This is a genomic window from Paraburkholderia sp. 2C, assembly GCF_054589215.1.
The window spans coordinates 162592-175505 of the sequence record NZ_BAAILL010000017.1; the positions used below are offsets into that span (position 1 = coordinate 162592).

Below are 12914 nucleotides of genomic sequence, written 5' to 3' on the forward strand. Positions count from 1 at the left end.
GGCCGGCAACGACTGTGCCTGGCCCGCGACGAACGTCCATCGTACTACGACTTCAGACGGTAGCCCGTTTTGAAGATCCAGGCGATAACCACGAGAAACACCGCGAGAAATAGGGCCGTCATGCCGAGGCTGATGCCGACGCTCACATCGGCGAGCCCGTAAAAGCTCCACCGGAAGCCACTGATCAGATAGACGATCGGATTGAACAGCGCCACGATGCGCCAGCCCGCCGGCAGCATCGCGACCGAGTAGAAGCTGCCGCCGAGAAACGTGAGCGGCGTGATGATCAGCAGCGGCACGATCTGCAGCTTCTCGAAGTTATCGGCCCAGATGCCTATGATGAAACCGAGCAGACTGAAGGTAACCGACGTCAACACGAGAAACAGCACCATCCACAACGGATGCTGAATCTGCAACGGCACGAAGAGGCCCGCGGTCGCGAGAATGATGAGCCCGAGAATGATCGACTTCGTTGCGGCGGCACCGACATAGCTGATCACAATCTCGAGATACGACACGGGCGCCGAAAGCAGTTCGTAAATGGTGCCGGTGAAGCGCGGAAAATAGATGCCGAACGACGCGTTCGAGATGCTCTGCGACAGCAGCGACAGCATGATGAGCCCCGGCACGATAAACGAGCCGTAGCTGACGCCTTCGACTTCGCGAATCCGCGAGCCGATCGCCGCGCCGAACACGACGAAGTAAAGCGAGGTGGAAATGACGGGCGCGACGATGCTTTGCATCAGCGTGCGCCCGGTGCGCGCCATTTCGAAGCGGTAAATCGCGCGGATCGCATGCAGGTTCATGATGATTGGCCTCGCACGAGGCTCACGAAGATATCTTCGAGCGAGCTTTGCGATGTCTGCAGGTCCTTGAAGCGGATGCCCGCATGGTTCAGATCGTTGAGCAGCGCGGCGATGCCGGCGCGCTCGCGTTCCGAGTCGTAGGTGTAGACGAGTTCGGCGCCGCCGTTGGCGATTTCGAGCCCGTACTCGGCAAGCGCCGCAGGCACGGCCGCCAGCGGTGCTTCGAGATGCAGCCGCAACTGCTTCTTGCCGAGCTTGCGGATCAGTTCGCGCTTCTCTTCCACAATCACGATCTCGCCGGCGTTGATCACGCCGATGCGATCGGCCATCTCCTCCGCTTCCTCGATGTAGTGCGTGGTCAGCACGACGGTCACACCGCTTACGGTCAGCGAGCGCACGAGGCGCCACATATCGCGCCGCAACTCGACATCGACGCCCGCGGTGGGCTCGTCGAGAAACAGCACGCGCGGCTCGTGCGACAGCGCCTTCGCGATCAGCACGCGGCGCTTCATGCCACCCGACAGCGTCATGATGCGGTTATCGCGCTTCTCCCACAGCGACAGATCGCGCAACACCTTTTCGATATACGCGGGGTTCTTCGGCTTGCCGAACAGTCCGCGGCTAAACGATACGGTGGCCCACACGGTTTCGAACGCATCGGTGGTGAGTTCCTGCGGCACGAGGCCGATCAGCTCGCGCGCCGCGCGGTAATCGTGCTGGATATCGTGCCCGTCGACGACGACAGACCCGGCGGAGGCCCTGACGATCCCGCAGACGATGCTGATCAGCGTCGTCTTGCCGGCGCCGTTCGGCCCGAGCAGCGCAAAAATTTCCCCGCGCCCGATCGACAGGTTGATTCCTTTGAGCGCGTGGAAGCCGGATGCGTAGGTCTTGGATAGATTGGAGATCGATATGATTGGCGGCATGCCCGCGACGATAGCAGATATGGCCCTGCCATGTGCAAGGCATGCAAGGCAGTCATTGAAGATTTATCGTCGCACTCACGATGCGCATGGCCGCCCGCGCCTCACGCGCAGGCGCGAGCATCGCCGCAACCGTAGGGGTGCGCATTACTGCGGGAAGCCGAGCGACGTCGCCTTCGCGCGCAGATCGGAAAAGCGCCCGCCCGGCACACTCTGCTTGAGCTCGCTCGCGGCCGGCGTGCCGGACGCCGGCGTACCGGATGCAGCCGTGCCCGACGCCGGCGTGCCGGTCCGCTGCGCATTGTCGATCGAACCGATGCCGCTTCCGCCCGACGGCACGAGTGGGCACGCCGCGCCGAACGGCCCCTGCGCAACAGTAACCGTCGGCGCATCGGTGCGCGGCGGATTGGTCAGATCGAGCGCATAGGCAAGATTGAACGTAGTCGGATCGCTCGCGCGCACGCCGAGCGGATCGAGACCAAAACGCCATTGCAGCAGTTGATGGATCGAGCTCGGGTCGAACGGATAGCGGGCGACCTGGTTCGCGCTCACGCGCGGACCGAGCAGCATGCACGGCACACGAAAGCCCAGCCGCCCGTCGTTGCCGAGCGCCTGCTCCGCCGACGACACCGGCTTGACCGGCGACGCGACGTGCTCCATGAACCCGCCCCACTCGTCATAGACGACGATCATCAGCGTCGAGCTCCAGGTCGGGCTCGTGCGCAGCGCCTCGTAAATCTGCCCGAGCAGCACCTGCCCGTTGCGCACATCGGCATGCGGATGGTCGTCGTTCGAGATGCCCTGCTCTTCGCCGGCGAAGCTCGGATCGACCATGCAGAACGACGGCAGCGAACCGGCGGCCGCGTCCGACAGAAAATCGTTGAAGAGCTTCGAACGGCCCACATAACGCGCGCCGTAGAGCGCGGTAAACGGCACGTCGTGAAAGTAGTAAGCCGACGTGATGCCCTTCGCGTCGAGCCGATCCCAGATGGTTGGCAATTGCGACGTATCGAGCGTATCGCTCAGGCGGTCCGTTTCGCCGCTATGCAGATATACGCGATTCGGGAACGTCTCCGCGAGAATGCCGCTCATGTAGTAGTCGCAGACCGTGTAGAGCGGCACCGCGCCGCGATAGAAATCAAGATCCGTTTGCTGGAAAAAGCCGATCGGCAGCAGGTCGCCGCGCGTCTGGTTCGTATCGGGCGTCAGCAGGAAGCCGTTCATGGCACCGTTGGCCAGGTGCACCCGTCCGGCGTCGTACGCGTGATCGGGGTCGGCGAACGAGCAAGCCTGAAAACCGTACGACGGGTCGGCCGATAAGGCAAACGGCGTCTGCACTTCGCCGAATGCATCCGTGAATTGCCGCCCCGCGGGCATGCCCTCCGCGTTCGGCACCCAGCCGAGCAGATGATCGAATGAGCGGTTCTCCATCGTGACCAGCACGATATGGTCGATGCCCGACGCGCCCGGCGCCGGCAGCGCCGGGCGCGGAAGATTTGCGCGGTCCGGCGGGATCTGGCCAATGGCCTGATTCGGCGGCGTGCTCGACCCGGGATCGCCGCTTCCACCGCCTCCCCCGCCGCCGCATGCCGATAGCGCGAACGATCCGACGATCGCCGCGACGATTTGCCTGCGTACCAGATCGGGTTCGCCGGCGGCCTGCGCCGATTCGGTCTGCTTGTCGAAAGACGGCGCGCTCATCTTAAGTTCCTTTTGTGTGCTGACCGCGTGCGAAGCGCGAACGCAAGCGCACAGCGCGGGGGATCCGCGAACCCAGCATTTGACATACCTGCCCATGCGAACCGGACAGATCCGGTCGCTTTACGAAGAGCGTATGAACGGGCGCGCGTAAATGACGACACGTGACTTGAAGTTTGTACCGCACGGTTCGACGACTGTGGTTCGACCCCGCCCGCTGCGCCGATTTGCCGCGCAGATACGTGAAGCCCTTGCCGCGCGCCGGCCCCGCTTCTGTCGCACGCTCGCATTGGAACGGCCGTCGCTTGACACACGAGGTTGCGGAACTAGCCTTGGAATGGAGGACCTAAGTTTTGCCTGGATTCGAATTCGAGAATGCGCCTGAAGACGTGCTTGAAACGCACGCCAACCGCATGCCGAAAGCACGCAAAGCGCAAGGCACACGAACGGTGTTAAGCAGGACAGCGACAGACGTCACCGCCGAACCACCGACTTACTTCACGCGGAGGCTATATGCGTCTGTCGATTCTGATCAATACCCCCGACCCGACAGCGGGCCACGACTACGCGGTGCTGTGGCTCGACACAGTGAATCGCGACTGGGTCGTCGATGCGCGCCGCGGCATCGAGTTGCCCGCCACGGGTGAAATGCGCGATATTGATGGGGTGCTCACACTATGCGAACACGGCTGCGATGAACCGTTCGTCACGCTGTACGGCATGCGTGTCGACCGTCGCGGCAATGTCGCGTCCGCGCAAGGCGCAGCACGCTGGCTGTCTGCGCGCATGCGGCATGAAACGGTCGACGGCTACTGGCGGCTGCGTGCGGTCGAACGGCCCGCCGGTGCGACGCACATGCCGTCGGCGGCCAGATTGCCGGGCACGCATGCGGGCGAATCGGACCGGCCGGGCGGCCGCTAGGATAGTACGCGGTGGCGGCAAATCCCCGCCACCGCTCGCGCGCCTGCTCGATCGTTTTACGCCGGCACTGTCTCGGCCATCGCGCGCCGCGACCACACGCGGTGCTGGCCCGCGGCTTCGATAAACTTCTTCAGCACGGCGTCCACGTCCCCGTCCCCGCCGGTCGCGACGCCATCGGCCTGATCGGGCAAATGCGCGGCCTTCAACACGTCGCGGCCCGCGCCGAGCGCCGCAATCGCCTTCAGATGCTTGAACGCTTCGAGCACGAAGTGCCGCGCATCGCCCGACTGCGCGAGCGCCTTCGCGCTCGCCTCGCCGCCGCACACGATCACCGCGTCGACCATGATCGATGGCATTCCCGCGATCGTCGCATCGGGATGCGCGCCGGCAACCGGTGCAAGCGTAGGCGCAATCAGCAGCGGCGCCGCGCCTTCGTCTTCGAGCTGCTTGCGCAGTGCCTTGAACGAAGCCTCATCGACACCCGGCGCCGCGAGGAGCGCAATCTTGCGTGTCCTGATGCCCGGCTTGACGCGATTCAGCAGGCTCAGCGCCGGTGACGGCTGCTGCCTGCCCACCGCTTTGGCGCCCTTCGCAGGCGCGGGAAGACCGAGCCCTTGCGCGACCTGCTTTGCGAGATCGAGGTCGTAATTTGCGAGGATTTCATTGACGACTCGCGCGCGAATCTCCGGCCGCGTCACCTTGCCGAGTTCGAACTGGTAGGCCGCCGCGATATGCTCTTTTTCGACGTCGCTCATGCTCTGATAGAACAGCGCCGCTTGCGAAAAATGATCGGCAAACGACTCGCTGCGCACGCGGATCTTCGTTCCTTCGACGGCCTCCGGATAACTCTCGAAGCCCCCATCGCGCGGTGCCGGATCGGTTTCCTTCGGCCACGCATCGTTCAACGAATTAGGCTCGTATGACGCCTGCCCGACGTCGATCGTCTGGCGGTGCATGCCGTCGCGCTGATTGTTCACGTTCGGCGAGAGCGGCCGGTTGATCGGAATCTCGTGGAAATTCGCACCGCCGAGCCGGCTGATCTGCGTATCGGTGTATGAGAACAAACGCCCTTGCAGGAGCGGATCGTTCGAGAAGTCGATGCCCGGGACGACGTGGCCGGGGTGAAACGCAACCTGTTCGGTCTCGGCAAAAAAGTTATCCGGATTGCGGTTCAACGTCATCTTGCCGATGATCCTGACCGGCACGATTTCTTCAGGAATCAGCTTGGTCGGGTCGAGCAGATCGAAACCGAGCGTGTGCTCGTCTTTCTCTTCGATCAGTTGCACGCCAAGTTCGAATTCAGGGAAATCACCGCGTTCGATCGCTTCCCACAGGTCGCGCCGGTGGAAATCCGGGTCCTTGCCGGCAATCTTCTGCGCTTCGTCCCACAGCAGCGAATATGAACCGAGCACGGGGCGCCAGTGGAACTTCACGAAACGCGCCTTGCCCTCGGCGTTCACGAAGCGGAATGTATGCACGCCAAAGCCTTCCATCGTGCGCAGGCTGCGTGGAATCGCGCGGTCCGACATGGTCCAGAGCACCATATGCGTCGATTCGGGCACGAGCGAGACGAAATCCCAGAACGTATCGTGCGCGGAGCCGCCAGTCGGCATTTCGTTCGGCGCCTCGGGCTTCACTGCATGAACGAAGTCGGGAAACTTGATCGCATCCTGAATAAAGAACACCGGCACATTGTTGCCGACGAGGTCGTAGTTGCCTTCGCTCGTATAGAACTTCACGGCGAAGCCGCGCACGTCGCGCACCGTGTCGGCCGAACCGCGCGGCCCCTGAACCGTCGAAAACCGCACATACACAGGCGTTTGCACGGCCGGGTCCTGCAGGAAGGCCGCTTTTGTAAATTCAGTCATCGGCTCGTAGACCTGAAATACACCGTGCGCCGCGGAACCGCGCGCATGGACGATGCGCTCCGGAATGCGCTCGTGATCGAAGTGCGTGATTTTTTCACGCATGATGAAATCTTCGAGCAACGACGGACCGCGCGCGCCCGCGCGTAACGTGTTCTGGTTGTCGGCGATCTTGACACCTTGATTCGTGCGAAGGGCCTCGTTCGCCGGTCGCACACGCGACGCTTCAAGGGCCTGCGATTTGGCATCTGCCATGGAAGAACCGGACCGGGCGTTGCGGGGTTTGCTTGCCATTCGATGTACTCCTTCTTCATGAGCGGGACGCATGCTGCGTTCAAGGGCGCAAAGCGGCTGAAGCGGCCCGCTGATCGCGCATCCACCGGTCGCGCCGCAACCGCTGTTCCCGGAAGACGATCTGCTAGGTGCGCGCGGCTTCCTCGAGCATGGGTTCGCTGACATCGAGCGTGGCAGTGCACCCGGCCGCCTGCCCCGCGTGTTGCGCATCGCGCGCCTTGTCGCGCACGATGCCGCACAGAAGCTCTCGCGCACGTACCCGGTCCGCTGTGCTCATCGAGGCATAGCGGGCCATGGTGCGCGACGCGAGCACGACGCTGAGCACACAGCGCGCATCGAGAATGTTCATTTCCGCCGCGGACTCGACCCACGACACCTGAATCGTCATCCGCCCAGCCGAATCGGCCAGATGCGTGACGGACGTCGACGGCGAAGCGAAGCGGCGCGACAGCGCGTGCTCGATTTCGGTCAGCCGTTGTTGCATATCGATCGATTGCTTCATATTCGATGCTCCGTAGCGAAGGTATGGCGAGTGCGGCACTGCGCGCCGCGCAACGGCCGTTCCCGCTGCCGTTCGGATCGACCCTGCAGGACCAACCCGCGAACGCGGCACACTGCTTGCACGATGAAAGGCGAGACGAGCACAACCGCTCGTGTTCATGAACCCTTCTGGGAGGATTCGACGATGAAAAGCACTGTGAGAAAGCTTCTTGCATCAGCGCTGGTGATGGCACTTTCCGGCGGCGTCTTTGCTCAAGCGGGTGGTGCGGGGGGCGGCGGCGCAGGCGGCGGGACATCCGGCGGCGGCTCTGCCGGTAACGGTTCGGGCGTCGGCGCCGGCGGCGGCACGACCGGCGGCGCAGGCGGCGTTGCCACCCCGGGCACTGTCCCCAATCGCAACATGAACCGCGGGACAGCGCCGGACGGCGGCTATGGCACCCCGGGGACGACCGGCACCGGCGGCGGCGTGGGCACGGGCACCGGCGCGACGCCGGCCCCGGCGAATCGCGGCATGGCGCCGGGCAACGCGCCGGGCAACGGCATGGCGCCCGGCAACGGCATGCAGCAGCCGGGTACGTCCGGCGATACGATGCGTAATGGACAATGAAGGCCAATGAAGGCCAAAGAGGCCAATGAGGCCAATGAGGCCAATGAGCGGGACGGGACGCCATAACGCCCGTTGAGATGCATCGAGCGATGTAACAGACACGGCGCGCCGCCTTCATGCGGGCGCGCCGCTTCATGTCTGCACATTGCAGTATCGATCGGCAGAACCGCGCGAACGAGGCGGAAATTTTGCCAACACTGTCAAGAATCAACGCTCGACCGAGACACAGGCACAATTACATCCATCACAGCTCGACCCCAATCCTAGATCGCGCAACGGAGAAGACGATTGGCCCAACCCGAAGACCTGATCGTCGCGCGCCCCGAAGGCCTTTATTGCGCCGCGGGCGATTTCTACATCGACCCATGGCAACCGGTCGACCGGGCGGTCATCACGCATGCGCATTCCGATCACGCACGTTTCGGCCATCGTCATTACCTCGCGTCGGCGGCGGGCGCCGGCGTGCTGCGGTCGCGCCTGCCGGGCATCAGCCTGCAGACGCTCGAGTACGGCGAGTCCATCGCAATCAACGGCGTCGACGTGTCGCTGCATCCGGCCGGCCACGTGCTCGGCGCCGCGCAGGTTCGCATCGAATCGCGCGGCGACGTGTGGGTCGCATCGGGCGACTACAAGCTCGACGCCGACCCGACCTGCGCGCCATTCGAACCCGTACGCTGCAATACATTCATCACCGAATCGACCTTCGGTCTGCCGATCTACCGATGGGATCCGCCGCCAGCCGTGTTCGCCGGCATCGACGCATGGTGGCGGCACAACGCGGCGCAACAGCGCGCATCGGTCCTGTTCTGTTACACGTTCGGCAAGGCGCAGCGCATTCTCGCGAGCGTCGACGCCGCGATCGGCCCGATCTTCTGTCACGGCGCGGTCGAACCGCTGAACCGCGTGTACCGCGAAGCCGGCGTGGGGTTGCCCGACACGCGCAGCGCGACGGACATCCCCGCGAAAAACAAGGCCATCTTCAACGAAGCGCTGATCGTCGCGCCGCCGTCGGCGCAAGGCAGCATGTGGCTACGCCGCTTCGGCGACTATAGCGACGCGTTCGCATCGGGCTGGATGCGTCTGCGCGGCACGCGGCGAAGGCGCGGCGTCGATCGCGGGTTCGTCCTGTCGGACCATGCCGACTGGCCCGCGCTGCAGACGGCGATCGCCGCAACCGGCGCGAGCCGCGTGATCGTCACGCATGGCCAGGTGGAACCGATGGTCCGGTGGCTGCGCGAACAGGGTCTCGATGCGGGCGCGTTCGCAACCGAATACGGCGGCGACAACGTCGAAGCCGACGCGCAGGGTGCAACCGACGACGCAGCCCCCGCCGCCATTTCCCCCTCCCAGCCGACCGGCCTGCCCGATTCGTTTGATGCGCCGGCCGGCGACGCCGGGAACACGGAGGCGCCCACGCAATGAAGCGCTTTGCCGCGCTCTATGCGGCGCTCGACGCGACGACATCGACTCGCGACAAACTCGATGCGCTCACAACCTATTTTTCTGCCGCGCCGCCGGAAGATGCCGCATGGGCGTCGTACTTTCTCGCCGGCGGCAAGCCGCGGCAAACGGTGCCGACTCGCCTGCTCGCCGAAATCGCCCGCGAGCGCGCGGGTTTGCCCGAGTGGCTCTTCGACGAGTCATACCAGGCAGTCGGCGACCTCGCCGAAACCATCGCGCATGTGCTACCGCCCGCCGCGCGCGCATCGGAACTCGGGCTCACGCAATGGGTCGAGGAACGCGTGCTGACCTTGCGCGGCGCATCGCCCGACACACTGCGCATGCGCCTCGTCGAATACTGGGACGAACTCGACTGGAGCGGCCGCTTCCTGCTCACGAAACTGATCGGCGGCGGATTCCGCGTCGGCGTCGCGCGGCAACTCGTCGTACGCGCGCTCGCCGACGTGGCCGGCATCGACCACAAGTTGATCGCACAACGAATGGTCGGCTGGACCGACACGCGGCAGTCACCCGACGCGGCGCGCTACCTGCGGTTGATCGCGCCTGCCGCGTCGCCCTCGCCGCCCTCGCCGCCCTCGCCGCCCTCGCCGCCCTCGCCGCCCTCACCGCCCTCACCGCCCTCACCGCCCTCACCGCCCTCACCGCCCTCACCGCCCTCACCGCACGGCGCGCAAACGGCCGACGGGACACAGGACATCGACAGCGACGGCGACCCGGGCGCCGCCGCAGCACAGAGCGCGCAAGCCGCCCAAGCCCTCCAGGCCGCGCATGAAGCCGAACGCGCGCTGCCCTACCCATTCTTTCTCGCGCATCCGCTGCAGGCCGCGCCCGAAACGCTCGGCGATCCCGCAAACTGGCTCGCGGAATGGAAGTGGGATGGCATACGCGCCCAGATCGTCAAACGCGACGGCCGCGTGTGGATCTGGTCGCGCGGCGAAGACCTGATCACGGAACGCTTTCCCGAAGTGGTCGCGCTCGGCGACGCGTTGCCCGACGGCCATGTGATCGACGGCGAAATTCTCGCGTGGCAGCCGGGCGCGCACGCGCCGCTGCCGTTTGCGCGACTGCAGCCGCGCATCACACGCAAGTCTCTCACCAGGAAGGTACTCACCGATTCGCCCGCAGCGTTTCTCGCCTACGACCTGCTCGAAGCGCACGGCGCCGATCTTCGCCTGACGCCGCTCGCCGAGCGGCGCGCGAAGCTCGATGCATTGGCCGACTCGCTTGCCGGCACGCTCGCGCGCGATCTGCTGCGCGTATCGCCGCCCGTCGATGCCGACAGCTGGTCCGCACTGGCCGAATTGCGCGCGCAAAGCCGCAAGCGCGGCGTCGAAGGTCTGATGCTCAAGGAGCGGCAATCGCGCTACGGTGTCGGGCGCACGAAAGCGGCAGGCACGTGGTGGAAATGGAAGATCGACCCTTATGCGGTCGACGCGGTGCTCGTCTATGCGCAACGCGGCCACGGCCGCCGCGCGAGCCTGTATACCGATTTCACGTTCGCAGTGTGGGACGAAGCGAACGGCATCCGTACGCTAGTGCCGTTCGCAAAAGCGTACTCGGGCCTGACCGACGAAGAGATGCGCGAAGTCGACGCGATCGTGCGCAGGACCACGGTCGAGAAATTCGGACCGGTGCGCAGCGTCACGCCGACACTCGTGTTCGAAATCGGCTTCGAAGGCATCCAGGCGAGCACGCGGCACAAATCCGGTGTCGCGGTGAGATTCCCACGCATGCTGCGCTGGCGCACCGACAAGCATATCGACGATGCCGACACGTTAGCGATGCTCAAGGGCTTCATCGACCCGACAGCGCAATAACGGACTCGTAACGGCCGAATGCGCTTCAGATATGCGGTCCGCTGAATTCACATTCTTATGCGCGAAGCAAAAACGCATGGATTGATTGTGAAATGCGGTGAAATGAGGTGAAATGAGCTTTGCGCATTTTCGCCATCAATGTCAAAATACGAGCGTATCCGTTCGCCCTAAGAGGAAAGCCATGGCAGGAGTCCGACAGTTCGATGAAGACACCGCGTTTTCCGACGCGTTGGAGGTTTTCTGGCGCAAGGGTTTCCGTGCGACGTCGATGCTGGATCTCGCGGAAGCCACCGGCGTGCAGCGCGGCTCGCTGTACAACGCGTACGGCGACAAGGAAGAAATTTTCGTCCGCGTGTTCGAGCGCTACACGGGCCGCTTTCTCGCGGATGCGCGCAAGGCGCTCGACAAGCCGGACCTGCACGACGCGCTCGTGTCGTTCTTCACGTTTGCAATCCGTTCGATCTCGCAGGGCACACCCACGCGCGGTTGCCTGTCCACGAAAACGGCTGTCGAGATCGACCCCGATTCACCGCGTTTGCGCGAAGCAGTGCAAACCATGCTCGACGATCTCGAAACCACCTTGCTCGAAGTGCTGAACACGAAGGAAGCACGTGCGCGGCTCGCGGTGCCGCCGCAGCAGGCAGCCACGGTCATCGTCACGATGACGCGCGGAATCGCAGTCATGGAACGCGTCTATGAAGATCCGAAGCGCTTGCGCCAGACGGCATCGGCCTTCGTCGATGCACTTGTGCCGCGCCGCTGATCGCGCTCAGCCAAGCATCCAGGGAAGCACCCAGATAAGCGCTCATGCGAGCGCGGCCGGCAACGCAGCTGCGCTCGCACGAAAAGCTTAACGCCCGAGACCTTGAACCCGAGGTCTGAAGCGACCTTGAAAGCGGCATAAAAAAATGGCCCACCAACTGGTGAGCCCGAAAAGCGCCTGGACGCGGGGATCGCGCCCGGGTTACTACACCGTTCTACTTCCTGCCGGCCGCTGCCTGAGGCACGCCCGACTGCGCGCGCTTTGCCGCCCCCGCCACCACATTCATATTCGATTCCGCCGTTTCGACCGCCTGGCGCGCAGTCTTGAACAGGCTGTCGTACCACGAGCTGGTTGCATGGATCACCGAGTTCAATGCGGCCACGGCTGCCTCGGACCCGACCGGCGCACTCTTCGCCGCTTCGTCGATGCCCGATTGCATCTTGAGTGTCTGACGTTCGTATTGAGCGCCGGCCTGCTCGGCCAATGCGGTGTGCGTATTCATCAGGATATCGAACACTTGCCGATTGTAGGCGGCGGCGCGTTCGACAAAAGGCTGCATCCCTTCCGGGGTCTCGAAGAACGCCTGCGCCCCTTTGCCCGACAACGCACTTTGCCAGCGCGCCGCATTCACATCGAATGAGGTCTTTATGGTTTGCATGTTCAATGTCACGAGCTTTTCGAAACTGTTGAACGCCTCGAACGCCAACCGATACATTGCATCGACATTCGCCTTTTGGGCATTCGCGAATTGCTCGGGGGAAATGTAAGTCATCTGGCTATCCCTCATCAGTGCGCTTCATCATTTCGACACCGCTCTTCCGGCACGGCATCGCCATCAGCCGTTTAACGGAGCGCGTGAAAGCGCGCGAGCAATGCATGACCGCGGTCGGTCACGCGCGGCAACAGGTCGGTTGCACAGGCGCCGCTATCGAATTCGACGAGCTTGCGCTCGACGAGCGTGCGAAGGTCGGCGCGGTCAAAATCAATCGATTGTTCGGCGTGCTTGACGAGCATGAGCGTTGCAAACTCATGGGGGCTTAGCATGCGAGTCTCCTATCGATGGTTGCGTCGCGGGGCGAGGCCGGCTGCGACAGTAACCATTTAAAACTGACGATACGGCTGTCCGTAATACTTCCGAACCGGACGGTCGTCGTCACCAGGGACCCCATCCTAATGCGGCGGATTGGTTATTTCAATTGGTATGCCTCCATCTTCATGCATCTTTTTTGCGCCATTTCGTCGCGTCGGAAACTCTTGC

At 63.7% G+C, this 12914-nt stretch carries 12 protein-coding genes; 5 read left to right on the top strand and 7 right to left on the bottom strand.

Features of this window, described 5'->3' with window-relative positions; translation table 11 throughout:
• Nucleotides 1-44: 44 nt before the first annotated feature.
• The 3 genes from ACYPXD_RS05280 to ACYPXD_RS05290 form a co-directional block, all read right to left on the bottom strand.
• Nucleotides 45-806, bottom strand: a complete 762-nt coding sequence (locus ACYPXD_RS05280) for an ABC transporter permease (protein ID WP_459708247.1) — start codon at nt 804-806, stop codon at nt 45-47.
• Nucleotides 803-1732 (bottom strand): ABC transporter ATP-binding protein, encoded by a 930-nt coding sequence (locus ACYPXD_RS05285; RefSeq protein ID WP_459708249.1) that lies wholly within the window; start codon nt 1730-1732, stop codon nt 803-805. The genes ACYPXD_RS05280 and ACYPXD_RS05285 overlap by 4 nt, the downstream gene beginning before the upstream one ends.
• A gap of 144 nt (nt 1733-1876) precedes the next feature.
• Nucleotides 1877-3430: an alkaline phosphatase family protein gene (locus ACYPXD_RS05290; RefSeq protein ID WP_459708251.1), complete on the bottom strand. Its 1554-nt coding sequence runs from the start codon at nt 3428-3430 to the stop codon at nt 1877-1879.
• A 510-nt stretch (nt 3431-3940) separates the two neighbouring features.
• Between ACYPXD_RS05290 and ACYPXD_RS05295 the strand changes: the two genes are divergently transcribed.
• Nucleotides 3941-4348 (top strand): DUF3564 family protein, encoded by a 408-nt coding sequence (locus ACYPXD_RS05295; RefSeq protein ID WP_459708253.1) that lies wholly within the window; start codon nt 3941-3943, stop codon nt 4346-4348.
• 56 nt (nt 4349-4404) lie between these two features.
• Here ACYPXD_RS05295 and katE read toward each other — a convergent pair whose 3' ends face one another.
• Nucleotides 4405-6717 (bottom strand): catalase HPII, encoded by a 2313-nt coding sequence (katE, locus tag ACYPXD_RS05300; protein ID WP_459708255.1) that lies wholly within the window; start codon nt 6715-6717, stop codon nt 4405-4407.
• The gene (locus tag ACYPXD_RS05305; protein ID WP_459708257.1) at nt 6632-7009 is read right to left on the bottom strand and encodes a DUF3022 domain-containing protein; all 378 of its coding nucleotides are present in this window, start codon (nt 7007-7009) and stop codon (nt 6632-6634) included. The genes katE and ACYPXD_RS05305 overlap by 86 nt, the downstream gene beginning before the upstream one ends.
• A gap of 183 nt (nt 7010-7192) precedes the next feature.
• Here ACYPXD_RS05305 and ACYPXD_RS05310 point away from each other — a divergent pair, with 183 nt between their 5' ends.
• The 4 genes from ACYPXD_RS05310 (at nt 7193) to ACYPXD_RS05325 (ending at nt 11656) form a co-directional block, all read left to right on the top strand.
• Complete coding sequence (locus ACYPXD_RS05310) at nt 7193-7615, top strand: hypothetical protein (RefSeq protein WP_459708259.1); 423 nt, start codon at nt 7193-7195, stop codon at nt 7613-7615.
• Between the two features lie 288 nt (nt 7616-7903).
• Entirely contained in the window at nt 7904-9037 is a 1134-nt protein-coding gene (locus ACYPXD_RS05315) for a ligase-associated DNA damage response exonuclease (protein ID WP_459708261.1), read from the top strand.
• Nucleotides 9034-10893 carry an ATP-dependent DNA ligase gene (locus tag ACYPXD_RS05320; RefSeq protein WP_459708263.1) on the top strand — a complete coding sequence of 620 codons (1860 nt, stop codon included), beginning with the start codon at nt 9034-9036 and terminating at the stop codon, nt 10891-10893. The genes ACYPXD_RS05315 and ACYPXD_RS05320 overlap by 4 nt, the downstream gene beginning before the upstream one ends.
• Before the next feature lie 181 nt (nt 10894-11074).
• Nucleotides 11075-11656: a TetR/AcrR family transcriptional regulator gene (locus tag ACYPXD_RS05325; protein ID WP_459708265.1), complete on the top strand. Its 582-nt coding sequence runs from the start codon at nt 11075-11077 to the stop codon at nt 11654-11656.
• Between the two features lie 214 nt (nt 11657-11870).
• Here ACYPXD_RS05325 and phaP read toward each other — a convergent pair whose 3' ends face one another.
• Together phaP and ACYPXD_RS05335 are read right to left on the bottom strand one after the other, a co-directional pair.
• Nucleotides 11871-12428, bottom strand: a complete 558-nt coding sequence (gene phaP / locus ACYPXD_RS05330; protein WP_459708268.1) for a TIGR01841 family phasin — start codon at nt 12426-12428, stop codon at nt 11871-11873.
• Between the two features lie 71 nt (nt 12429-12499).
• Nucleotides 12500-12700 carry a hypothetical protein gene (locus ACYPXD_RS05335; RefSeq protein WP_459708270.1) on the bottom strand — a complete coding sequence of 67 codons (201 nt, stop codon included), beginning with the start codon at nt 12698-12700 and terminating at the stop codon, nt 12500-12502.
• Between the last annotated feature and the right edge of the window lie 214 nt (nt 12701-12914).

Coding starts and splice junctions, on each gene's coding strand:
- ACYPXD_RS05310 (WP_459708259.1), top strand. CDS start 7,193: ATGAAAAGCACTGTGAGAAAGCTTCTTGCATCAGCGCTGGTGATGGCA.
- ACYPXD_RS05280 (WP_459708247.1), bottom strand. CDS start 806: ATGAACCTGCATGCGATCCGCGCGATTTACCGCTTCGAAATGGCGCGC.
- katE (WP_459708255.1), bottom strand. CDS start 6,717: ATGCGCAACACGCGGGGCAGGCGGCCGGGTGCACTGCCACGCTCGATG.
- ACYPXD_RS05290 (WP_459708251.1), bottom strand. CDS start 3,430: ATGAGCGCGCCGTCTTTCGACAAGCAGACCGAATCGGCGCAGGCCGCC.
- ACYPXD_RS05285 (WP_459708249.1), bottom strand. CDS start 1,732: ATGCCGCCAATCATATCGATCTCCAATCTATCCAAGACCTACGCATCC.
- ACYPXD_RS05305 (WP_459708257.1), bottom strand. CDS start 7,009: ATGAAGCAATCGATCGATATGCAACAACGGCTGACCGAAATCGAGCAC.
- ACYPXD_RS05295 (WP_459708253.1), top strand. CDS start 3,941: ATGCGTCTGTCGATTCTGATCAATACCCCCGACCCGACAGCGGGCCAC.
- ACYPXD_RS05320 (WP_459708263.1), top strand. CDS start 9,034: ATGAAGCGCTTTGCCGCGCTCTATGCGGCGCTCGACGCGACGACATCG.
- phaP (WP_459708268.1), bottom strand. CDS start 12,428: ATGACTTACATTTCCCCCGAGCAATTCGCGAATGCCCAAAAGGCGAAT.
- ACYPXD_RS05325 (WP_459708265.1), top strand. CDS start 11,075: ATGGCAGGAGTCCGACAGTTCGATGAAGACACCGCGTTTTCCGACGCG.
- ACYPXD_RS05335 (WP_459708270.1), bottom strand. CDS start 12,700: ATGCTAAGCCCCCATGAGTTTGCAACGCTCATGCTCGTCAAGCACGCC.